This is a genomic window from Flavobacterium taihuense, assembly GCF_019351435.1.
GTDB classification, from domain to species: domain Bacteria; phylum Bacteroidota; class Bacteroidia; order Flavobacteriales; family Flavobacteriaceae; genus Flavobacterium; species Flavobacterium taihuense.
The window spans coordinates 26,871-51,264 of the sequence record NZ_JAHWYN010000002.1; the positions used below are offsets into that span (position 1 = coordinate 26,871).

General features: G+C 35.9%; 16 protein-coding genes. 12 read left to right on the forward strand and 4 right to left on the reverse strand.

Annotated elements, in window-relative coordinates:
- The first annotated feature begins 513 nt into the window (after positions 1-513).
- A complete protein-coding gene (locus KZH69_RS01870) occupies positions 514-1,203 on the forward strand; it encodes an NUDIX hydrolase (RefSeq protein ID WP_219315766.1) in 690 nt (229 codons plus the stop codon).
- A gap of 172 nt (positions 1,204-1,375) precedes the next feature.
- Here the strand turns inward: KZH69_RS01870 and fsa are convergent, their stop codons facing one another.
- The 3 genes from fsa to KZH69_RS01885 all read right to left on the reverse strand — a co-directional run bounded on the left by fsa (position 1,376) and on the right by KZH69_RS01885 (position 5,636).
- Entirely contained in the window at positions 1,376-2,032 is a 657-nt protein-coding gene (gene fsa / locus KZH69_RS01875; protein ID WP_219315767.1) for a fructose-6-phosphate aldolase, read from the reverse strand.
- A gap of 136 nt (positions 2,033-2,168) precedes the next feature.
- On the reverse strand, positions 2,169-4,223 hold the full coding sequence (locus tag KZH69_RS01880; protein WP_219315768.1) for a transketolase family protein: 2,055 nt from the start codon (positions 4,221-4,223) through the stop codon (positions 2,169-2,171).
- 414 nt (positions 4,224-4,637) lie between these two features.
- Positions 4,638-5,636, reverse strand: a complete 999-nt coding sequence (locus tag KZH69_RS01885) for a GntR family transcriptional regulator (RefSeq protein WP_219315769.1) — start codon at positions 5,634-5,636, stop codon at positions 4,638-4,640.
- 391 nt (positions 5,637-6,027) lie between these two features.
- Here KZH69_RS01885 and KZH69_RS01890 point away from each other — a divergent pair, with 391 nt between their 5' ends.
- The 11 genes from KZH69_RS01890 (at position 6,028) to KZH69_RS01940 (ending at position 22,853) form a co-directional block, all read left to right on the forward strand.
- On the forward strand, positions 6,028-8,970 hold the full coding sequence (locus KZH69_RS01890; protein WP_219315770.1) for a SusC/RagA family TonB-linked outer membrane protein: 2,943 nt from the start codon (positions 6,028-6,030) through the stop codon (positions 8,968-8,970).
- A 10-nt stretch (positions 8,971-8,980) separates the two neighbouring features.
- Positions 8,981-10,588, forward strand: coding sequence for a RagB/SusD family nutrient uptake outer membrane protein (locus KZH69_RS01895; RefSeq protein ID WP_219315771.1), 1,608 nt, complete (start codon positions 8,981-8,983; stop codon positions 10,586-10,588).
- A gap of 31 nt (positions 10,589-10,619) precedes the next feature.
- The gene (locus KZH69_RS01900) at positions 10,620-11,678 is read left to right on the forward strand and encodes a SusE domain-containing protein (RefSeq protein ID WP_219315772.1); all 1,059 of its coding nucleotides are present in this window, start codon (positions 10,620-10,622) and stop codon (positions 11,676-11,678) included.
- Positions 11,679-11,849: 171 nt separating this feature from the next.
- On the forward strand, positions 11,850-12,902 hold the full coding sequence (locus KZH69_RS01905; RefSeq protein WP_219315773.1) for an aldose epimerase family protein: 1,053 nt from the start codon (positions 11,850-11,852) through the stop codon (positions 12,900-12,902).
- Positions 12,903-12,915: 13 nt separating this feature from the next.
- The gene (locus tag KZH69_RS01910; RefSeq protein WP_219315774.1) at positions 12,916-14,010 is read left to right on the forward strand and encodes a glycoside hydrolase family 53 protein; all 1,095 of its coding nucleotides are present in this window, start codon (positions 12,916-12,918) and stop codon (positions 14,008-14,010) included.
- A 6-nt stretch (positions 14,011-14,016) separates the two neighbouring features.
- A complete protein-coding gene (locus KZH69_RS01915; protein ID WP_255557620.1) occupies positions 14,017-15,051 on the forward strand; it encodes a glycoside hydrolase family 53 protein in 1,035 nt (344 codons plus the stop codon).
- An 84-nt stretch (positions 15,052-15,135) separates the two neighbouring features.
- Entirely contained in the window at positions 15,136-17,562 is a 2,427-nt protein-coding gene (locus KZH69_RS01920; RefSeq protein ID WP_219315775.1) for a DUF4982 domain-containing protein, read from the forward strand.
- 44 nt (positions 17,563-17,606) lie between these two features.
- Positions 17,607-18,776, forward strand: a complete 1,170-nt coding sequence (gene galK, locus KZH69_RS01925; RefSeq protein ID WP_219315776.1) for a galactokinase — start codon at positions 17,607-17,609, stop codon at positions 18,774-18,776.
- 1 nt (position 18,777) lies between these two features.
- A complete protein-coding gene (locus tag KZH69_RS01930) occupies positions 18,778-19,827 on the forward strand; it encodes a UDP-glucose--hexose-1-phosphate uridylyltransferase (protein ID WP_219315777.1) in 1,050 nt (349 codons plus the stop codon).
- A gap of 1 nt (position 19,828) precedes the next feature.
- Complete coding sequence (gene galE, locus KZH69_RS01935) at positions 19,829-20,863, forward strand: UDP-glucose 4-epimerase GalE (protein WP_219315778.1); 1,035 nt, start codon at positions 19,829-19,831, stop codon at positions 20,861-20,863.
- 304 nt (positions 20,864-21,167) lie between these two features.
- On the forward strand, positions 21,168-22,853 hold the full coding sequence (locus KZH69_RS01940) for a sodium/sugar symporter (protein ID WP_219315779.1): 1,686 nt from the start codon (positions 21,168-21,170) through the stop codon (positions 22,851-22,853).
- 737 nt (positions 22,854-23,590) lie between these two features.
- Here KZH69_RS01940 and KZH69_RS01945 read toward each other — a convergent pair.
- The gene (locus tag KZH69_RS01945) at positions 23,591-24,310 is read right to left on the reverse strand and encodes an NUDIX hydrolase (protein ID WP_219315780.1); all 720 of its coding nucleotides are present in this window, start codon (positions 24,308-24,310) and stop codon (positions 23,591-23,593) included.
- Positions 24,311-24,394 lie beyond the last annotated feature (84 nt).

A 24,394-nucleotide genomic window follows, 5' to 3' on the forward strand; every position in this document is an offset into this window, starting at 1 on the left:
ATATGCTGTTAAACGTAGGAATTTGTGTGTTTTCAAGTCCTAAAAAACGTTTTCGTAAAATGTAACTAATTAATAATAAGCAGTTTGAATATTTTATTTGTAGTTTATTAAATGTTTTTTATTTTTGTTTGTATTCTGTTTTTTGATAAATAAAAAGAAGATTTAACTTATTAATAAGTGGAATTTCAATTGACTAATTTGATTATTTTAGTCATTTTTGAATGGTTTTTTGGATTGCAAAAGCTAAAAAAACGCCTTTAAATGTAATTTAAACACTTAATAGTGATGTTAGTTTTAATAAATAAGTTGGAATATTCGCTTTTTTGCTTTGGTTTTGTGTCGTGCTATTGATAAAATAAAATAGGTGAAATGGTGTGTAAAAGTTAAATGTCTTTGTTAGTCAGATGATTAACGGTAAATGTATGTTTTAATTTTTATTAGTGTAAAATGTACATTAAATTAATTTGGTAGTTTTAAGGAAGTTCTTATATTTACCGTAAAATATAATAGAAAATGCTAAATAGTTATAGTACAGCAGACAAAGTTCTTTTAGCGGTGGATTGTATCATCTTCGGTTTTGATGAAGAGGGATTGAAAATTCTTTTGATTAAAAGGGATTTTGAACCCGAGAAAGGAAAATGGTCTTTGATGGGGGGATTTCTTAAAAAAGAGGAAGTGTTGGATACAGCAGCCATTAGGGTATTGAATACCTATACCGGACTGCAGGATATCTATATGGAACAGCTTTATACCTATAGTGAAATTGATCGTGACCCAGTAGAAAGAACCATATCAGTAGCCTATTATGCGCTGATTAATATAGAAAATCACAATGCTGAATTGATTCAGAATTACCATGCCAAATGGTTTAGCGTTTCTGAAGTGCCAAAATTGATTTTTGACCACGACAATATGTTGTCACATGCCATAAGAAGATTGCGCTACAGAACTTCGATGCGTCCTGTTGGATTCGAACTTTTGCCAGAGAAATTTAAAATGAGTCAGTTACTCAAGTTGTACGAATCCATTTTGGATAAAGAAATCGATAAGAGAAATTTTATCAGCAAAATAAATTCGTTGGATATTTTGATAAAATTAGACGAGAAAGACATGACTTCTTCCCGAAAAGGTTCATATCTCTATACTTTTGACAAAGAAAAATACGATGCAAAACTCTTGAATCATTTTGCTTTGAATTTTTAAAAAGTAAAGCAGCTTTTATTTTAAAGTAAAAAAAAAGGAAGTTTCTATTACAGAAGCTTCCTTTTTTTGTATTTACAGTTAAGTGTTTCCCAAACCTTGTAGGTATGTTTCCATTAATTGAAATACATACGAGGTCGAATAAAAACCATGCAGGATTAAGACCTAATTATTTCTAACTATTGCCTTTTTGGTAATCGGCCAAGAAAGTTGCCAATCCGCTATCAGTAAGAGGGTGTTTTAATAAACCTTCGATTGCGCTTAATGGGCCGGTAATAACATCGGCACCAATTTTGGCACAATTCAGAATGTGCATGACGTGACGAACAGATGCTGCCAGAATTTGGGTTTCATAACCATAATTATCATAAATCAATTTGATGTCTTCAATAAGAGACAATCCATCTGTAGAAATATCATCTAATCGACCGATGAATGGGGACACGTAAGTAGCACCAGCTTTTGCGGCTAACAATGCTTGACCCGCTGAGAATACTAAAGTACAGTTGGTTCTGATTCCTTTGTTCGAAAAATATTTGATGGCTTTTATTCCGTCTTTAATCATCGGAATTTTTACCACGATTTGAGGATGCAGTGCTGCCAATTTTTCTCCTTCAACAATCATTCCTTCAAAATCAGTCGAGATTACTTCGGCACTTACGTCACCATCTACTAATTCACATATTTTTACGTAATGGGCGATGATGTTGTCGGCTCCGGTGATTCCTTCTTTTGCCATTAACGACGGATTTGTTGTCACACCGTCTAATATCCCAAGATCATTGGCTTCTTTGATGTCTTTTAAATTGGCAGTATCGATAAAAAATTTCATGTGTATGTTTTTTTTGAGAGTCTATCCTGATAGCTATCGGGGCTGAGATTCTGAGATTTTTAAATGTTTTTTGTTTTTTGTTTTTGAATTGTTAAGATTCTAAGCTTTTATTTTAGGTACTTAGCATCTTAGTAACTTAATTGCTCAATATTTGAGCACTTTCTTCAATATATTTTAGTATTTCCGCACAAACATGTTGGCTGGTAAATCCAAATTTTTCATCCAAAACACTCGCTGGTGCCGAATAACCAAAATGGTCTAATCCCACTATTTTTCCGCTGTCACCTATCAATCCTTCAAGGTTTACTGGAAGTCCAGCCGTAAGTCCAAAAACAAGTTTTCCTTTAGGAATAATGCTTTCTTGGTACGATTTGGGTTGAGATTTAAACAAGCCTTCGGAAATAATGGAAGCGATGTTAATTTTTAGATTATGTTCTTTTTCTAAAATCACTGCAGCATCAATAAGTGTCGAAACTTCCGATCCGTTTGCTATTAAAGTGATGTCTGGATTTGTGGTTTCTTTTACCAAATAGCCTCCTTTTTTGGCTCCAGACGCTTCATCATATCTTGAAGTTTGTATAGCTGGAATATCCTTTATGTTTTGTCTCGAAAGAATTAATGCCGTTGGGGTTTTGGTGTTTTTCAAAGCCATATCCCAAGCCACTGAAGTTTCGATTGCATCGGCAGGGCGCAGTGCCAAAAGACTTTGGTGTCCCGAATGGTTTTTGACTTTTTCCAACAAACGCATTTGCGCTTCTTGCTCAATAGGTTGGTGGGTTGGTCCGTCTTCACCGACTCGGAAAGAGTCGTGTGTCAAGACATATTTTACAGGAAGCTCTTGAATGGCGGCCAATCTAATGGCTGGTTTCATATAATCTGAGAATACAAAAAACGTTGCGACTACTGGAATTACACCACCATGTAAGGCAATTCCGTTGGCTATTGAGGTCATCGTTAATTCGGCAACTCCAGCTTGTAAAAAGGCACCATTAAAATCATTCTTTTGCAAAACGGATGATTTTTTCAAGAAACCATCAGTTTTGTCACTGTTGGATAAATCCGCTGAAGAGACGATGATATTTTCTACGTTTTCTGCCAAATAGGCTAGTACTGCGGACGAAGCATCTCTAGTTGCGGCATTCGATTTTTGAATAACGCTGCTCAAATCTAATTCTGGTAATTCGCCAGCCAAAAACAATTGCATTTTTTTGGCCAATGCTGGGTTTTCATTTTCCCATTTAGCTATTTGTTGTTTTTTCAAAGAAGCTTTTTCTGTTTTTTTAGCTAAAACTTGATTATAATGTGCAGCAACTTCTTCAAAAACTGCAAAAGGTTCTTTTGGATTGGCGTTGAGGTTTAATAGTGTTTTGGTGTAGTCTGCTTTAGTGTCACCTATAGGTTTTCCGTGCAATTCACATTCCCCTTCATATATGCTACCGTCTGCAGTAACACAACCTTTCCCCATAATCGTTTTTCCTATAATCAAGGTTGGTCTTTCGGTTTCTAGGTTGGCAGCGTCCAATGCTTTGCGGATTTCCAAATGATCGTGTCCGTTTATTGTAATCACATTCCATCCCCAAGCCTTGTATTTCATGGCAGTATCTTCGGAAGTCACTTCATCGGTCATAGACGAAAGTTGCACATCGTTCGAGTCATAGAACATGATGAAATTGTTCAGTCCCAAATGTCCTGCAATTCTTCCAGCTCCTTGTGAAATTTCTTCCTGAACACCACCATCAGTGATGAAACCATATATTTTATGGTCGAAAAGCCCTTTGAAACGTGCTCCCAGAAATTTGGCGGCTATAGCAGCTCCCACACCCATGGTATGTCCCTGTCCTAGGGGTCCCGATGTGTTTTCGATTCCCCTTAATACATCAACTTCCGGATGTCCTGGGGTTACTGAGCCCCATTGCCTAAATTGTTGGAGGTCTTCTTTTTTGTAATTTCCTAATAAATAGTATTGTGCATACATCAAACCCGACAAATGCCCCGCATCCATAAAGAAGCGGTCTCTAAAAGGCCAATCCATTTGGGTTGGATCAAAATCTAAATACTCAGTGTATAAAATATGCATAAAATCAGCACCTCCCATGGCACCTCCGGGGTGTCCTGAATTTGCTTTTTCTACCATAGAAATAGCCAGAGCTCTCATGTTGTCTGCGGCTAATTGGTCCATTTTGTGATTCATAATCTTTTAATTTGGTTGTAATAGTATTATTGATATTTCTGTTTTTTTTTGATTTTGGATAAACTAGTCCCAAAAGGGAACAATCATCTTTTTTCTAAATAAGATAGAAACGAGCTTTTGGATTTAAAACAGTTTAGTTTTAATTTCTTCGCTGCTTTAATCAAATAATAAAGGTTTATTATTTTGTTCAGATATCGATTTGGCTGCTTTGAATAACAGACTAAATTTGAGAGGATAAGGGAGTAAAAAATAATAAGTGTAAAAAATACATTTGCAAATATAGGTAAATTTGTTTGATAAAAACAAAAAAAGGAAATATCATTTTTAACTCTTATCTCTTAGTTTTTTTCTCAATGAAAAAATGTTTTTTTAGCGCTGATGATGAAATTTCTATTGTTGAGATAAATTGATTTTTTACAATGAGTTGCGAATAATCAAAGCACTTTTGTTTTCAATCTGTTCTTTTTTTCCCGCAAGTACCATTTGGGCGAGTAATTTTCCCATTGTGGTAAAATCGGTAGAAATAGTGGTAATTCCATTCGAAACAACTTTCTTTAAGGGAGTTTCATTATAGGAAATAATTCCAAAATCGGTTCCTAATTTTAAGTTTTGCTGTTTTGCTTTTTCGATTACACGAACCAGATCTCGGTCATTCGGGATGATGTAAACCCCTCCAATGGTTATTTCGTTGTCTGCAAATTCATTGATGATTTCATAATCAAAAGCGAATTCATTGCAAAAATCTACAAAACCGGTTTTCATTCCCAGTGGTTCTCTAAAGCCTGGGAAGATCAGGATGAGTTTGCTGTATTTGTTGAGTCTTGATTTTCCTTTGGATAAACCTTCAAAGATGTCTTTTTTGTGATTTTGGTAAATAGCGGGAAAGGATTTTAAATCTTCATTTGTTTGATCCAGGATGATAACGTCATTTACTGGTAGGGTTTTTATGATTGCAGCTACATCGATTAAGTTGGTGGGCATGATGATATATTTAGTATAATTGCCGTTACTGTCATCTATTAATTTTTTAAAAACAGGGACATTAAAATGGTGAAAGAAAATATCAACCTGTACATTTTTTCCAATGTTTTTTAAAAACGAATTGTAAATGTCTTCCTTGAAAATGTTAAGCTCGTCAAAAAGCAAAAATATCTTTTGTTTTATGGTGATTTCGACACTTTTTACATAATATCCTTTGCCGGGGATAGCATAAATTATACCTCTTTTTTTGAGATCGTCATATCCTAACAAGACGGTATCTCGGGATAATGAAAAGGCCAAACAGACTTTATTTACCGAAGGAAGCCGATCCCCTTTTGTAAGTTTTTCTTCCTCAATTGCTTTTTCAATCGATTGAATTATCTGTTTGTATTTTGGTATGCCAAGGTTGGTTTGGATTGAAATTATTTTCATAGCAAAAGTTGTTTTTTAAACAAATATATAAAAAACTGGTAGGTACTGGTATTGAAATTTAAATTTAACACATAATTTTGAATTTCATATTTCATAAAAAAACAATTGAAATAAAGTAAATATCTTATTTTAAATTGAATTATACGATAATTCTGTTTTAAAATTTATAATAAAATGGGAGATTCGTTTTTTTGTCTAATATTTCGAAGTAGTTGATATCATATAATCAATGTTGTTTTGTTCTTTTTGTAATATATATATATATGAAGACTATATTAATTTAAGATATTCTATTTGCAGATTAAAGATTAAATCGCCCAAAATAATAGTTTTATTACCCAATGCATGAATCAATACCTAACCCAAAATCAATTTAATTAAACAAAAAAGTATGAAAACAATTTACAAGAAGTTGTTATTTTTATTTCTCCTACTCCCATTTTGCGCTTTTTCGCAGAATGTAGTGAAAGGGACAGTTCTGGACAGTGGTTCCGGACAGCCCATTTCTGGAGTGAATATCAATATACAAGGTGCCTCAAATGGCGTTTCAACCGATTTTGACGGGAAATTTCAAATCCCAAATCTGAAGGCAGGCGATAGAATTGTCTTCTCCTTTGTGGGATACAAAAATGAAATTGTAACCTTCAGTAACCAAAAATCACTTACGGTAAGTCTTACCTCAGAAGCCAATCAATTAGTTGAAGTTAAAATCAATGTGGGATATGGTTCTGTGAAAAAGAAAGATGCAACTGGTGCTGTTGTGGCATTAGGTACCAAAGAATTTAACAAAGGTGCCAATGTGAGTACTGAAGATTTATTCAAAGGGAGAGTTGCAGGTTTAACCGTAAATTCTACTGGTGCTCCTGGCGCTAAATCGGAAATGCGAATTAGAGGCGGAAGTTCACTTTTTGCTAGTAACGACCCTCTTATTGTTATCGATGGATTGCCTTTAGATAATAATACAAACATTGGTTCGGCTTCATTTTTGGCATCATTGAATCCTAGTACAGTGGAGTCGATTGCGGTATTAAAAGATGCATCGGCAACTGCTATTTACGGTTCACGCGCTTCCAACGGGGTGATTATTATTACGACCAAAAAAGGAAGTAAAACTTTGGCTGTTGACTACAATGTACTATATGGTGCGGGCAAATTGGTAAATACAGTTGATGTTTTTAGTGCCGATGAATACCGTGCTGTTATTGCTGATAAAAGACCAGGCGATGTTGGTAAATTGGGTACTGCCAACACCGATTGGCAAAATGAGATTTACAGAAGTACTGGATATATAGATCAAAATTTATCGGTTAGAGGTAATCTTTTGAATGTTATTCCTGCGAGCTTGACTTTGGGAAATACCAATCAGCAAGGTTTGCGATTGACCAATACGTTCAAAAGAAATACGATTGGATTGGTGATGAATCCTGCTTTTTTTGAGAATCATTTGAAACTGAAATTAGCAGCCAATTATGCTGATGAGAAAAACAGATTCACTGATGGAGTTGAAGGTGCAGCCATAGGTTTTGACCCAACGCAACCTGTTAGGGTAGATGGCGCACCTTATGGAGGTTTCTTCGAATACACTTCTGGAATCGACAGCAATGGTAAATATCCTTTGATCTCTACTGCTGCAAGAAATCCAGTTGCTCAATTGTTGATGACTAACGATAGAGGAACAAGCAATAGAATTTTTGGAAATTTTGAAGTCGATTATAAATTTCATTTTTTACCTGAATTAAGAGCGGTTGTCAATGTTGGGTTTGACCAATCGAATGGGGAGAGAAGGAGACTTGTTGGCGAAGATGCAGCTTCGGCACCATCAAATAATAATATCCCTTATGGTACTGACGAATATACTGAAGCGACTAAAAGAAATAAATTATTAGACACTTATTTGGTCTACAATAAAATCGTAAATGAATTCAATCTTGATATTACGGGAGGGTATTCTTATCAAAGATTTGAAAGCAATAAATTTGAAACGGGAAATATTTTAAATCCCGATTTACCTTCCACTTTTCCTGAGACTACAATTGATACGGATGTCGTTTTGCTAGGTTTTTTTGGTAGAGCGAATATCAATTTCAAAGACAAATATTTGTTAACTATGTCTTACAGAAGAGACGGTTCTTCGAGATTTGAGGAAGAAAACCGTTGGGGTAATTTCCCAGCCGCAGCCTTTGCTTGGAAAATGAAAGAAGATTTTTTTAAGGATAGTGAAACTGTATCTGATTTGAAACTGCGTGTGAGTTATGGTATCACCGGGCAACAAGACATACCTGAGCCTAATGGTTATTTAGAAAAATATGAGCTTGGTGGAGGGAACTCCCAATATTATTTTGGAACAACAGCCGTTCCTGTTGCGTTGTCCAGTAAAAGAACCAAAAATTTGAAATGGGAAGAAACATCCGTTTTTAATGCAGGTCTTGATTTTGGGTTTTTTAAGAATCGTTTGTCTGCAGCTGTTGATATTTTTGCTAAAGAATCTAAAGATTTATTGGTAAATGCGGCTATTTCGGATGGTAGTAATTTCTCGAATCGGGTGTATCAAAACGTTGGTTCGTTTACTACAAGAGGAATCGAATTAAGCCTAAATGCAATTTTGTTGCAGTCAGAAAGTTTCAATTGGAATGTGAATTTCACTGCTTCAAAGTTTGAAAGAAGAATTAAAGATTTGGTGAACAATACCGATATTTTATTGGGAGACAACATTGCCGGTACTGGAACTCCTGGTCAAATTTTTAGCGAAGGCTATGCTCCGTACTCGTTTTATGTTTACAAACAATTGTACGATACTGCCGGAAAACCTATAGATGGTGCTTTTGCAGATATTAATGGAGACAATATAAAAAACAATTCGGACAAATACATTTACCATAATCCAGATCCAGATGCCACTTTTGGATTTGCTTCGACTATGAATTACAAACATATCGATTTCTCTTTCAATTTGAGAGCGAGTATTGGTAATCGAATTTTTAATGCAGTTGATGCTTCCAGAGCTCAGTGGGATTCTATGGAAAATGGCGGAATATTAAGCAACGTACCCTCTTCAATTTTAGAAACTGGTTTTCAAACGACATCAAATGTGGTATTGTCTGATATTTATATAGAAGATGCCTCTTTCTTGAAAATGGATAACATCTCTTTGGGTTACACTTTTACCAATTGGTTGAACGATAAAGCTTCGTTAAGAATATCGACTGGAGTTCAAAATGCTTTTGTGATTACAAAATACAGCGGATTGGATCCTGAAATTACAAACAACGGTGTGGATAAAACCATTTACCCAAGACAGCGTTCTATCTTGTTTGGACTTAACATCAAATTTTAAAAATCAGAAAATGAAAAAATATATATTTATTTACATTTTAGTACTCACAACAGTACTTCAATCGTGTACCGATGACTTGAATGTAGTATCCAAAGATGATGATGTTTTGTCTTCGGATGCTTTGTACACCTCACCAGATGGGTATGAAAAAGCTTTGGCCGGAGTGTATGGCAACCTTACTTTGACAGGAGTTATTGGTCCAAACAATTCTTCGCTGGAAGGTGTCGATGCTGGAACAAGCCAGTTTACAAGATGTTTATTGTATTTGCAAGATTTAACAACAGACGAACTAGTTTGGAGTTATGAAGCCGATGAAGGTACTGCCGAGTTGCAACGAAACATTTGGACTGCTTCGAATCCTATTATTTTGGGAATGTACAGTAGAACAATGGCTTCGGTGTCGTATGCCAATGAGTTTTTACGTCAAAGCACTCCCGAAAAATTGCAATCAAGAGGAATTACAGATGCTACAAAACTTGCCGATATTGCACTTTACAGAAAAGAAGTTCGTGTGTTACGCGCTTATGCCTATTACAATATGATGGATTTGTTTGGTAAAGCAGCAATGTATACCGAAAATGATCCTATCAACTATGCGGGTCCGGAATTTAGCAGAAAACAATTATTTGATTTTGTTGAATCTGAATTGCTCGCTGTTCTTCCAGACTTGAAGCCAGCTCATACCAATATTTATGGAAGATTAGATCAAGGTATGGCTAGAATGATATTGGCTAAAATTTATTTGAATGCACAAGTGTATATCCAAGCCAATCGTTATAATGATTGTGTAACTCAGTGTAAAGCAATTATCGCAAGTGGATATTCTTTGAAACCAAATTACCTGGACAATTTCAAAGCCGATAACAATACTTCTGAAGAGATGATTTTTGGGATACAATCGGATGGGGTTGTTTCTCAAAATTGGGGAGCAACTACAGTATTGACTAATGGTCAAATTGGAGCTTGGGAAAATAACGGCGCCGATTTTGGTATTGGCGGATGGAGTGGAGCTCTTCGAATCAGAAAACAATTTGTACAAAAATTTGATGGTGGAAAATTCAACCAAGATAGTCGTAAAACGATTGGTACAGGTATTCAGGGAGATCCATCAAAACAAAGAACAATTGATATTGCTGATATTGGAGTAAAAACCCAAGGATATATTTTGTCTAAGTATTCGAATAAAACGTCAACAGGTGGTAATGGTAGCAGTTCTACTTATGCCGATGCCGATTTTCCTTTATTTCGTTTGGCCGATGTCTATTTGATGTATGCCGAAGCAATCCTGAGAGGAGGTAACGGAGATGCTGCTCAAGCATTGACTTATGTAAATGATTTGAGAAAAAGAGCCAATAATGGTACAACTGTTGGAAATATCACAGCAACTGATTTGACTCTTGATTTCTTAATTGATGAAAGAGCACGTGAATTGCATTGGGAAGCACACAGAAGACAGGACTTAATCCGTTTTGGAAAATATACAGGAGGTTCCTACAACTGGGCTTGGAAAGGAAATGCCTCAACTGGAATTTCAATTCCGTCTCATATGAGTGTTTTTCCAATTCCTGTTGGGTCACTGGGAGCCAATCGTAATTTAACTCAAAACACAGGTTACTAAAAAATCCACTAACATTATAAATTAAAATAATATGAAAAATATATTCAAACATTTTATTGCATTGGCCCTTATCTTAGGTATGTGGTCTTGTGAAAACGAAGAAAATTTCTTGCTCTTAGAGCCTCAGGCTGCCGATTTTGCTATCATTACACCAGATACTGGCGCTAAAATTGAGTTAAATGATGCTACCCCAAACAATACGGCTCTAACATTAACTTGGGAAGCTGTAGATTATGGTACTCCAACCATTGTGAGTTATACAGTGCAATTTGCAGCAAGCAATACTGAATTTGCTGCCCCTGTTGATATTTCGACTTTGACTACTACCCATGCTACAATGAGTGTTTCAGAGTTAAATACTAAAGCGCTTGATTTAGGATTACTTCCTGATGTTGATGGGAATATCGATATTAGAATTAAATCAACTGTTGGTACTACAGGTTCTGAACCCAAATATTCTACTCCTATAACTATCGTAGTAAAACCTTATCAAGGAGTTTTTCCTTCAAAAGAGTTGTATTTAATTGGTCCAGGAACTTCTGCAGGATGGGATGCAAATTTGGCTGTTATGCCAATTTTCAGAGATCCAGCAGCTCCTGAAAAACAATATTATACAGGTTACTTTGCAGCTGGTGGATTTAAATTGCTTGAGCAAACTGGTTTTTGGGCTCCAATGTATGGTGCTAATGGCGACAAAGTACAATACAGAGCAACTGAAAGTGATCCAGATCCCGGACTTTTTCCAACTACAGCTGCTGGATATTATACTTTTGCTATTGATCTAAAAGCATTGACTTATACTATTGCTCCTTATACAGGACCTATGACAACTTATACTACTGTTGGTATCATTGGAGATGCAGTACCATTAGACAATTGGGGTACTAGTGTTCCTATGTCTAAGTCAACTTTTGATGCTCATATCTGGAAAATCACTTACACCTTTACATCCGCAGGGAAATTTAAATTTCTTGCCGACACTACTTGGATTGGTGATAGTGCTGGAGCTGATATTTATGTTACTGCAGGTAAATACGATATCTGGTTTAATGATATCGATCAAAGATATATTCTTATTCCTGTACTATAATTAGAATTTTTAAAAGATTTATGTTAAAACAAGGATACATTTTTAATTAGTGATTAAACCTCGGATGGTAGACATTCGAGGTTTTTTTTAAAGATTTAAAAACTGGTAGGTACTGGTATGTATGATTTAAATTTTGTTCTACATTTGAATTTCAAATTTCATAATAATATAATGGAAATAAAACGCAATTCACAAATTAAGACAGCTTCTGTAAAGGATTTGTTTGGTTTAATGCCAGATGGTACGGCAATATACTCTTACGAATTATCCAATAAAAATGGAATGAAGCTAAAGGTAATCACTTATGGAGCAACAATAACCGAATTGAAGATGCCTTTGAAAAATGGCGAAATGGTTGATGTTGTTTTGGGTTTCGATACCTTAGAATCGTATATACAGTCTTTTAATCTAGTGAGCCCGCCTTATATGGGAGCCACAGTAGGAAGGTATGCCGGTAGGATTTACAACAGTACTTTTAGTCTGAATAGACAAAAGTTCCTTTTAAATAAAAACAATAACGACAATTCTTTACATGGCGGTAATATTGGGTTTAGTCAAAAAGTTTGGACAATAAAAGATATACATTCAGGCAAAAAATCATCAATAACCTTGACGTATTCCAGCCCTGCTGGTGAAGAGAATTATCCAGGGGAATTAGTGGTTGAACTTACATATACGTTATCAAAAGAAAATGAATTGATTATTCACTACAGTGCCAAGACTACCGAAGATACCGTTGTAAATTTGACACACCACAGTTATTTTAATCTGGACGGTCATGTATCCAATGTTTCAGACCAAGAATTAATAGTAAATACCCATCGAATGCTGGAAACTACAGTTGAAAATATTCCAACTGGTAGGTTTTTAGAAATAGAAAATACCGACTTTGATTTTTTTGCACCAAAAAAATGTCCTTCGAAAATAGATAACACTTTTGTTTTGGACAGAAAGGATGAATTTGCGGCTTCCCTTTTTAATAAAAAAAATAATTTAAAAATGACAGTGTACACCGATCAGCCTGGAGTTCATATCTATGTTGGAGGAAATTGTTTTAATAAGGTAAAAGGAAAAGAAAACGCCGATTATCATCCGTTAAGTGGTATTTGTTTTGAAACCCAAAACTATCCGGACGCACCAAATAATCCAAATTTCCCAAGTGCCGTTCTTAAAAAAGGAGCTGAATACTCCCATAATACGATTTATAAATTTCAATCATTTTAAAAATATAATTATAATGAAAAAAGCCCTAACCATACTCTCACTTTTCGCTCTGTTGACTATCCAGTTTGGCTGTTCCAGTAGTGATTCTCCAGATCCTGTTGTTGAACCACCAGTTGTGGCCGATGATTTTATCCGTGCAGCGGATATTTCATTTCTTCCTGAGATAGAAAGCGCAGGTATTGTTTTGAGTAATAATGGCAAAGCCGAAGACATGCTTACCACTTTGAAAAATGCAGGTTGCAATACAATAAGAATTCGTTTATGGAAAAATCCAGCAGGCGGACATTCTGGATTGACTGAGGTAAAAGCACTTGCCGCGCGCGTTAAACAAGCAGGTTTGAAGGTTTGGCTTACTGTTCATTATTCTGATACTTGGGCAGATCCAGCAGCTCAAACTACTCCAGCCGAATGGAAAGATTTATCTTTTACCGATTTGAAAACGGCTGTTGCCACTTATACATCTACAATCATAACAGAGATTAATCCTGATATTATCCAAATCGGGAACGAAATCAACAGCGGGTTACTATGGCCTCAAGGTCATTTGATTAACCAAGAGGTACAATGTATTGCTTTATTGTCGACTGCTAGTGCTACCATTAGAAGTAAAGCGCCAAAAACAAAAATCATGATCCATTATGCAGGTATAAAAGCTTCAGATACGGATTGGTTTTTTACCAAAGTAAAAAGTGTTGATTACGATTATATCGGTCTTTCCTATTATCCGGTTTGGCATGGCAAAGATTTGACAGTAGTAAAAAGTACCATCGATGCTTTGGGAACTAAGTTCAGTAAAAAAGTAGTTATTGCCGAAACGGCTTATCCTTTTACATTGGGGTATAATGATTGGACAAATAATATCGTTGGCTTGGATTCTCAATTGGTTTCTGGTTATCCGGCAACTCCGGAAGGACAAAAAAGTTTTATGTTAGCTATTAAAAATCTTGTAAAAACGTCTCAAAGTGGAATTGGATTCTCCTATTGGGGAGGTGAATGGATTTCGTTCAAAGGTAAAGAAGCCACCAATGGATCAACCTTTGAGAATCAAGCTTTCTATGATTTTGAAAATAAATCATTGCCTGTTTTATCAGTGTTTAATCTAAATTAGAATATGATGAGAAGAGTATATAGTTCATTAGTTATTCTTTTAGTATTGGTTTTCACATATTGCACTACTAATAAAGCAATACAGCAACCCAAAGAGAATTCATTTGCCAAAGGCGCCGATGTAGGTTGGTTGCCACAAATGGAAGCAACAGGATACAAATTCTATGAAACCGATGGATCCCAAAAAGATTGTTTGCAACTGTTGAAAGACCGAGGAATGAATACCATTAGACTGCGTGTTTGGGTAAATCCTTCGAATGATAAGGCGAGTGGGCATTGCAGTAAGGAAGAAACAGTAGCCATGGCAATTCGTGCACAAAAAATGGGTATGCGTATCATGATTGACTTTCATTATAGTGATTCTTGGGCAGATCCCGGAAAACAAAATAAACCGTTGGAATGGAAAAACCACACTTTCTCAGAATTGCTGAATGATGTTTATTTCCATACCGAAGATGTTTTGAAAGCGCTTAAAGATGTTGGAATTACACCAGAATGGGTGCAAGTGGGCAACGAAATTCCGGGCGGAATGCTATGGCCGGAAGGAAGCACAGACAATTTTAATCAATTGGCACAATTACTTAATAAAGGATATGATGCGACCAAAGCTGTTGACAAAAACATCAAAGTGATTGTTCATTTAGACGAAGGAAATAATAGCAAAAAATTCCGATGGTTTTTTGATAAAGCAACGGAACAGAAAGTTAAATATGATGTGATTGGACTGTCCTATTATCCTTTTTGGATCAAAACGGATTACAAAGAAAACATTGCCGATTTGGCTAATAACTTAAACGATATGTCGGCTAGATATGGTAAAGAAGTTATGGTCGTTGAGGTAGGTGGCATTGATACGCAGGAACAAAATACATACGACATGTTAGTAGCTGTTATAAAAGCGGTAAAAGCAGTGCCAAATAACAAAGGATTAGGTGTAATTTACTGGGAACCTCAAGGAGCAAAATCATGGAGTAAATATGAATTGAGTGCCTGGAGATCAGATGGAAAACCGTCTATGGCATTGGATGCGTTTAAAGAATAGGTTCGATAGATAGTCATTCTCCCTTTTGCGGAAGCGTGAGAATTGCGATGAACATAGTTATTAAATAATTATAAAGGTTTAAAAATGAAGAAACTGATAAGTATTCTCGTTATATTTTTAGTATTTACACAAATGGCTTTGTCTCAAACACGAGAAGTCAAAGTGCTAGATACCAATTGGAAGTTTCAAAAAGGCGATTTTGCCGATGCTCCTAAAGTAAATTTTAATGATTCGAAATGGGAATCCGTAACCGTTCCGCATGACTGGGCAATTTATGGGCCTTTTGATAAAAATGTCGATATACAGAATGTGGCCATTGTTCAAAACGGAGAAAAAATAGCCACCGAAAAAACAGGTAGAACAGGTGCTTTACCTCATATTGGAACAGCGTGGTACCGCAATAAATTTACACTGCCTAAAGATTCAAAAGGAAAAAAAATACTCTTGCTTTTTGAAGGAGCAATGAGCGAACCTCAAGTGTATTTAAACGGAAAAAAAGTTGGAGAATGGGCGTATGGCTACAATTATTTTTACTTTGATGTTTCCCAATTTATACAAGAAGGGGAGAACACATTATCAGTAAAATTAACCAATAAAGAATTTGCTTCGCGCTGGTATCCTGGTGCTGGTTTATATCGAAAAGTAAGTGTTATTATAAAAAATAACGAAAGCATTGACCAATGGGGGCAGTTTGTAACGACTCCTTTTATAAGTGCAGAAGTTGCCAAAGTTAATATCAAGACAAAAGCTTCTGGAGAAAACTGCCGTTTAGTTACCACTATTTTTGATGCTGAAGGAAAGAAACTAAATTCAGAGGAATCGACTTTGCAATTCGGAAAAGAGTTCGATCAAAATATAAAAGTAGAAAAGCCAAAATTATGGAGTCCTGAAACTCCTTATTTGTATAAAGCTGTTTCTCAATTGTATGTTGGAAAAGAACTGAAAGATGCCATTTCAACACGTTTTGGAATTAGAGAAATAAAATACGAGGCCAATAAAGGCTTTAGTCTTAATGGAAAGGTAACCAAATTTAAAGGAGTTTGCCTTCACCACGATCTTGGTCCTCTTGGAGCTGCAGTAAATAAAGCTGCGTTACGAAGACAAATGGTGATATTAAAAGATCTCGGTTGTAATGCAATACGTAGTTCACACAATATGCCTTCTTTTGAGCAGCTTGAATTGGCAGATGAAATGGGGTTTCTGTTTTTGGCAGAGAGTTTTGATGAATGGGCAAAGCCAAAAGTAGAAAATGGCTATCATCGCTTTTTTGAGGAATATGCTGAAAAAGACATCGTTAATTTGGTGCAGGCAACAAGAAATCATCCTTCTATTGTGATGTGGAGTTCTGGAAATGAAGTGCCAGATCAATGGGGAGAAGTTGGTGTAAAACGTGCCAAATGGCTGCAGGAAATATTTCATAGAGAAGACCCGACACGTCCGGTAACTGTTGGGATGGATCAGGTAAAAGCAACTATGGAATCTGGTTTTGGAGCTTTGCTGGATATTCCGGGACTGAATTACCGTGTACATTTATATGATGAGGCTTTTTCAAAATTTCCGCAAGGGTTTATCTTAGGTTCAGAAACAGCTTCAACTGTTAGCTCCAGAGGGATTTATAAATTTCCTATAGTTCAAGAAAAAGACAAGCAGTATCCTGATTTTCAATCTTCCTCTTATGATTTGGAAGCCTGCAGCTGGTCTAATGTGCCTGATGAAGATTTTGTGCTTCAAGATGATAAACCTTGGGTAATAGGTGAGTTTGTTTGGACTGGTTTTGATTATTTAGGAGAACCGACGCCTTATGATGAAAGTTGGCCGTCCCGAAGTTCTTATTTTGGAATTAACGATTTAGCCGGTTTGCCTAAAGACCGTTATTATTTATACCGAAGCCGTTGGAATACAGAGAAATCAACTCTTCATATCTTACCGCATTGGAACTGGGAAGGCCGTGAAGGAGAGACAACTCCAGTTTTTGTATATACGAATTACAACAGCGCTGAGCTTTTTATAAATGGTAAAAGCATGGGAGTGCAGAAAAAAAACAAAAATACCCCCCAGAATCGCTATCGCCTGATGTGGATGGATGTGAAATATGAGCCGGGAACGATAAAAGTTGTGGCTCTTGATGACAATGGTAAAGCTGTTGCTGAAGAAGAAGTAAAGACAGCCGGCAAGCCTTATCAAATTGTTTTAGAGGCAGACAGGAAAACAATCACTGCCAATGGCGAAGATATATCCTTCGTAACAGTATCTGTAGTTGATAAAAATGGAATTCCTTGTCCTACGGCAACCAACCAGTTAAAATTTAAGGTTTCTGGGGCGGGTACTTACAGGGCAGCCTGCAATGGCGATGCTACCTCACTCGAAATGTTTCATAAAGATACCATGAAACTTTTTAGCGGAAAGTTGGTAGTGCTTGTAAAATCGACAACAACTGCTGGTGATGTACAACTTGAAGTAAATGGTGCTGGGCTTAAGAGAGGTAAATTGACATTAGAATCTAAAAAATAAACTGAAGACTTTAACAATTTCAAAATAATAGTAATTTAAAGAAAATGAACGATTTATTAATTAACAAAACGACTGCTTTTTTTCAGGAGAAGTTTGGCAACGCTCCCGAAAAAGTAGTTCTTTCTCCGGGAAGAATTAACATCATTGGAGAACACATCGATTATAATGACGGCTATGTTTTGCCTGCTGCCATCGACAAGATTATTTGTTTCGCTTTTGCAAAAAGTAATTCGAAGCAATCTAAAATTGTTGCTATCGATTTAAATGAAGAATTTGAAGTTGATTTAACGCAAGAGATTGTATTGAGCAAAGTCGTTTGGACCAATTATATTTTGGGAGTTATCAAACAATTGCAGGATAAAGGATTTTCATTCGACGGTTTTAACTGTGTATTCAGCAGTAATATTCCTGTTGGATCTGGATTGTCTTCTTCAGCGGCTTTAGAATGCGGGACGATTTTTGGAATCAAAGAACTTTACAATTTGTCAATTCCTAAAGTGGATATTGCTCTAATGGGACAAAAAGCGGAACACTGGGTTGGAATCAACTGTGGGATTATGGACCAGTTTTCGAGTGTTATGGGTTTAGAAAATAAAGTCATAAAAATTGATTGCAAAACATTGGAATACGAATACCACAACGCCGATTTCAATGATTATTCGCTTATTTTATTTGATAGTAACGTGAAGCATTCGCTGTTTTCGTCGGCTTATAATACCAGGAGAGAAGAGTGTGAAGAAGGTCTTTCGATTATAAAAAGTAACTTTCAGGAGATTTCAAGTTTCAGGGATTGTACCGAAAGCCTTGTACTGCAATTAAAAGATAAAATGACACCTAATGTATTTGTCAGATGTCATTATGTGGTTAAAGAAATTCATCGTGTAGCCCTTGCATGCGAAGCTTTGGATAAAGGAGACATCGAAGCCTTAGGGAAATTGCTTTTTGAAACTCACGAAGGTTTGTCCAAAGAGTATTTGGTAAGTTGTGATGAGTTGGATTTTATAGTGGATACTTTGAAAAAAGAGAAAGCTGTAATTGGTTCTCGATTGATGGGTGGTGGTTTTGGTGGCTGTACCATCAATTTGATTAAAAAAGGAGATGAAGAAGCCATCAAATCCAAACTTACTAAGTTGTATAAAGAGGCTTTTGATATAGAATTGAGAATTTATGATGTAAAAATCGGAAACGGTACATCATTATATAATATGAATTAAGATGAAAAATTTTGATATAAATGAAGATCCGCACAGACGTTTCAATCCATTAATTAATGAATGGGTTTTGGTGTCTCCGCACAGAGCGAAAAGACCTTGGCAAGGACAAAACGAAAAAATTCATACGGATGCACTTCCGGAATACGATGCTACCTGTTATTTGTGTCCAGGGAATGTTCGTGCCAATGGAGAAAACAATCCGAAGTATGAATCGAGTTTTGTTTTTGAGAATGACTTTGCAGCCGTAAAACAAGAACCAATTTTGTTTGAAGAGGAGTTAAAACCAACTTTCTTCAAAGCAGTTCCAGAACGTGGTATTGCCAAAGTGGTTTGTTTCTCGCCAAGACACGATTTGACTTTGCCGGAAATGGATCTTGCTTCAATTGAGACTATTATTAGAACTTGGCAGAAAGAATACACCGAATTAGGAAGTGTAGATTACATCAATCACGTTCAGATTTTCGAAAATAAGGGGAGTGTTATGGGATGTAGCAATCCGCATCCACATGGGCAAATATGGGCGCAATCTTCTTTGCCTACCCAAGTGGAGAAAACACAAAACAGCTTGAAAGCCTATTTCGATAAAAATCAAAGCAATCTTTTGCTGGATTATTTGAAAGAAGAATTAAAGCTAAACGAACGTATCGTAATTGAGAATGAACATTTTGTGGCTCTGGTTCCTTTTTGGGCAATTTGGCCATTTGAAACAATGATTATCAGTAAAAGACATATCACAAAAATAACGGAGTTCACTTCAGAAGAAGTTTCAGCTTATGCTTCTATTTTAAAGGCATTAACGATAAAATACGATAATCTTTTTGAAACCTCATTTCCGTATTCTTCGGGTATTCATCAAGCGCCAACAGATGGTGAAGAGCATCCGGAATGGCAATTTCACATGCATTTTTATCCGCCGTTGTTGCGTTCGGCTTCCGTAAAGAAATTTATGGTAGGTTACGAAATGATGGGAGAAGCACAAAGAGACATTACTCCAGAAAAAAGTGCTGCAGTATTGAAAGCACTTCCAGGGGTACATTATAAAAACAAATAAGATGAGTAAGATAGTAGTAACAGGCGGTTTGGGTTTCATAGGATCGCATACCGTTGTCGAATTGCAAAATCAAGGTTTCGAAGTGGTAGTAATAGATAATCTTTCTAATTCTTCGATTGGAGTTTTGGATGGAATTGAACGTATTACAGGTAAAAAACCGATTTTTTCAGCAATCGATTTAAGAGAAAAATTGGCTGTCCAAAGTTTCTTTATGGAACATAATGATGTTGCGGGAGTAATCCATTTTGCAGCTTCAAAAGCAGTTGGCGAAAGCGTGAAAAACCCTTTGTTGTATTATGAAAACAACTTGGGTGCTTTAGTTTATATTTTGCAGGAATTAGAGAAAAAGAAAGAAGCACATTTTATCTTCAGTTCGTCTTGCACGGTTTACGGACAAGCCGAAGTGATGCCTATTGCCGAAACAACACCTATTCAACCGGCATTGTCTCCTTACGGAAACACAAAACAGATAGGTGAGGAAATTATTTCCGATGTTGTGAAGGTGAGTGCTATTAATGCTATTTTGCTGCGTTATTTCAATCCGATCGGGGCACATCCGTCTGGTGAAATTGGGGAATTGCCTATTGGTGTACCTCAAAATTTGGTTCCATTTATCACTCAGGCAGGAATGGGATTACGTGCTGAATTATCGGTTTACGGAAATGATTATCCAACCGTTGACGGAACTTGCGTTCGCGATTATATTCACGTAGTCGATTTGGCCAAAGCACACGTAATAGCATTGCAACGATTATTGAACAAGAAGAATGATGAACCTTTGGAGATTTTTAATCTGGGAACAGGAAAGGGAAGTTCAGTGTTGGAAGTGATTGCTGCTTTTGAAAAAGTAAGTGGTCAAAAATTGCCATATAAAATTGTGGAACGAAGAGAAGGTGATGTAACTGAGGCTTACGCCAATACCGATAAAGCGAATACTGTTTTGGGTTGGAAAACCGTTTCGACTCTGGAAGAAGCCATGGCCAGCGCCTGGAAATGGGAGCAGAAGATTCGATCTACTCCTGAATTTGCATCATAATTAAACAGGATAATCGTACTGTTTTGGGTTGTTAAGCATTAAATTAAAAATAAATGTAAAAAATACATTTATAAGTATTAAAAATAAATATTTTTATTTTACATTTGGCTTTAGTAATTCATAAAAAATATCGGAATTAAAAATGCATATCCTATTTTACAGTTGATTAGATTGCCGAATCGCAATGTTTTTTCTAAAAATGAAGTATTTTAATGCCAAAAGCAATAGATTACAGATTGCAAAATATAAGTACAAAAGAATAACCACATTTTATTAATATTAATTTCTATAAAACTATTTACTCATGAGCCAGAACCTCGCTTTTGCGGATTACGCAGTATTTATTATTTATTTTGTCGTGGTATCCACTTATGGATATACGATTTATCGCAAGCGTGAAAAAAACGAACACGATGCCAAAGCCTATTTCCTTGCTGAAGGATCACTTACGTGGTGGGCTATCGGAGCTTCATTAATCGCTTCAAACATTTCGGCTGAACAATTTATTGGAATGAGTGGTGAAGGATTCTTTTTGGGAATCGCTGTTGCTGCATATGAATGGCTTGCTGCTATAGCTTTGATTATTGTTGCCGTTTGGTTTATTCCTGTTTATTTGAAAAACAAGATTTATACCATGCCTCAATTTTTGAAAACAAGATATAACGAATCAACGGCTTTGATTATGGCTGTATTTTGGTTGTTTTTGTATGTTTTTGTGAACTTGACTTCTATATTATATTTAGGAGCGGTTGCTATTAATGGATTGGCAGGTGGTCAATATCTGCATGTTATTATGGTAGGTTTGGCTTTCTTCGCTTTATTAATCTCTCTAGGAGGGATGAAAGTAGTGGCGTACACTGATGTAATTCAGGTTGCGGTTTTGATTATTGGAGGTTTGGTTACATCTTATATTGCTTTGACTACTGTGGGACACTATTTTGGTTTTGGCCAAGATGCGATCGCTGGTTTCAAAGTTCTGATGGAAAAAGCACCAGAGCATTTCAAAATGATTATTCCAAGACCAACAGCTACTTCTTCTCAATTGGAGATCAATAAGTATCTTACTTTCCCAGGTTTAATGTCATATTTGGCAGGTATTTGGATTATCAATCTTAACTATTGGGGTTGTAATCAATACATCACTCAAAGAGCTTTGGGGGCTGATTTACAAACTGCCCGTACTGGTATTTTGTTTGCAGGGATGTTGAAATTAGTAATGCCTCTTATTGTAATGTTACCAGGTATTGCCGCTTATGTTTTATATGAAAATGGACATTTGCCACAATTAGTTGGTGGAAAAGACGGAGCATATTCTGCGATGTTAACTTTCCTTCCTACAGGTTTAAAAGGATTGTCCGTTGCAGCTTTGACTGCTGCAATCGTAGCTTCATTGGCAGGTAAAGTAAACAGTATCTCGACTATTTATACTTTGGACGTACACAAGAAATACATTCAAAAAGGAGCGTCAGATAGAACTCAGGTAAATATCGGAAGATATGCCGTTTTTGCAGCGATGCTTCTTGCGGTTATGTTTACTTGGAATGACTTGTTAGGAATTGGTGGTGTGGGTGGTTTCACTTACATTCAAAAATATACTGGATTTATTAGCCCGGGAGTATTTGCAATGTTCTTCCTTGGTATGTTCTGGAAAAGAACGACTGGTACAGCAGCAATTGTTGGTGTGATTTCAGGTTTCTTATTGTCGGTTTTCTTCAACGAATTTGCACCTGCATTATTAGGAAATGAAACTTTATTGTATACGGCTTGGCCAAATGGAAAAGGTGGTTTCGAAATCCCATTCCATATCTGTATGGGATTGTCATTCTTATTTACGATGCTTTTAATGATTGGTATCAGTTTTGCTGGTCCAAAAGTGAATCCAAAAGCATTCGAGTTGGATACTGAAATGTTTAAAGTTAAACCGCAAACAATGGTATTGATTGTAATTACATTATTGATTATTTGTGCTTTGTACGTGAAGTTCTGGTAATAAAGGTTGTTAGTTATTTAAAAAGGGTGAAGCTAAATTCGTTTGGTTTCACACTTTTTTTATGAAAGTATTATGGATAAAAATTAAACAAAGCTCTTTTTTAGATTAATTAACATTAAATGAAAGTACTGATAGATGGTGGTTTATTTTGCTTAATTAATTTTCATTTGTATAACGTAACTCATAGCTGTTTTTGTGTGTGGTTCTGAATTTAATTTCATTCAAACTGTCCTCCTTTAATTCTCGTATTCCATTTTCGAATGATTAATAATCATACTGTCGAAGTTATTCACAGGAATTTACTTTTCAGAATCTTAAGGGTAAATGGTTTTTTGTTGTTTTAGGATTGAGTAATCAGCAAATTGCAAATTCGGATTTGTGAATAATCTTTTAAAGACAGATAGCTATCATTTTTTAGGTATTATATAGTGGTAATTTAAAAATAATAACTACCTTGTTGTCAAATTAACCATAAGATGATTTTTATTTGAAAGCACATATTTTGTTATAAAAAGGAGTTTTGATTAGTTATTAGTACTTCAGACCCGAAAGTGTGATTAGCTTTCGGGTCTTTTTTTGTGGTTTTTTGCAATTTTCTACTGTAAACAAATGACCTAGCCCCGATAAAAGTGAAAATCATTATGGGCTGGGGTTCAGCCCATAATATTGTAACGGATAGCGGGATTAGCTCCTACTAACTAAAGTATGGATAAAGAGTTGAAATACTATAAAACGTATTAGAACTCAAAATTAAACCCTTTTTGTGTCAACTTTTCGTAAATTTCAGGATCAAATTTATACAATTGTGCTGCCCTGTGGGAAACATCTTGTTGTTTTTCATCCAGTGGAACCAGTAATTTCATGTGTAGAATCTTTCTGCGGAAATTGGATTTATCCATTTCGATGCCTAAGATTTCTTCGTAAAGTTGCATGAGTTGTAATAAAGTAAATTTTTCTGGCAACAAATTAAAACCGAGTGGTGCTTGACGTACCCTATTGCGAAGGTTTTTTATACTATAAGCCAGAATTTCGTTATGATCATAAATTAAATTTGGAATGTCATTTATTTTATACCATTTGGCATCCGAAGCTGTAAAACCTGCTTTAATATTATAGTCTTCTCTTTTTACCAATGCATAATAGCCAATGGTGATTACCCTTCTCAAAGGGAAACGGTCTGGTTCTCCAAAGGCTTTGAGCTGTTCGAGGTAAATATTATCCATTCCGGTGAGTTCGGCCAGCAAACGATGCGCCGCATCGTCTGTACTTTCTTTCTTCTTGATCCAGCCCCCTGGTAATCCCCATCTTCCTTTACTGATACCTTCGGCGTGTTGTACCAAAAGAACTTCAAGAATTCCGTTATCAAAACCAAATATCACGCAGTCAATAGTAATGGCATTCATGGCAGATTGCTCTTGAATTTGTATTAAATCCCTATCGATAATTTTTCCCCCCATAGCCTTTTGTAGTTTGTACCAAAATTAATATTTTTTTAAAGAGTTGTATCCTGAAGACGAATTATATTTTGTAAAACAATTGTG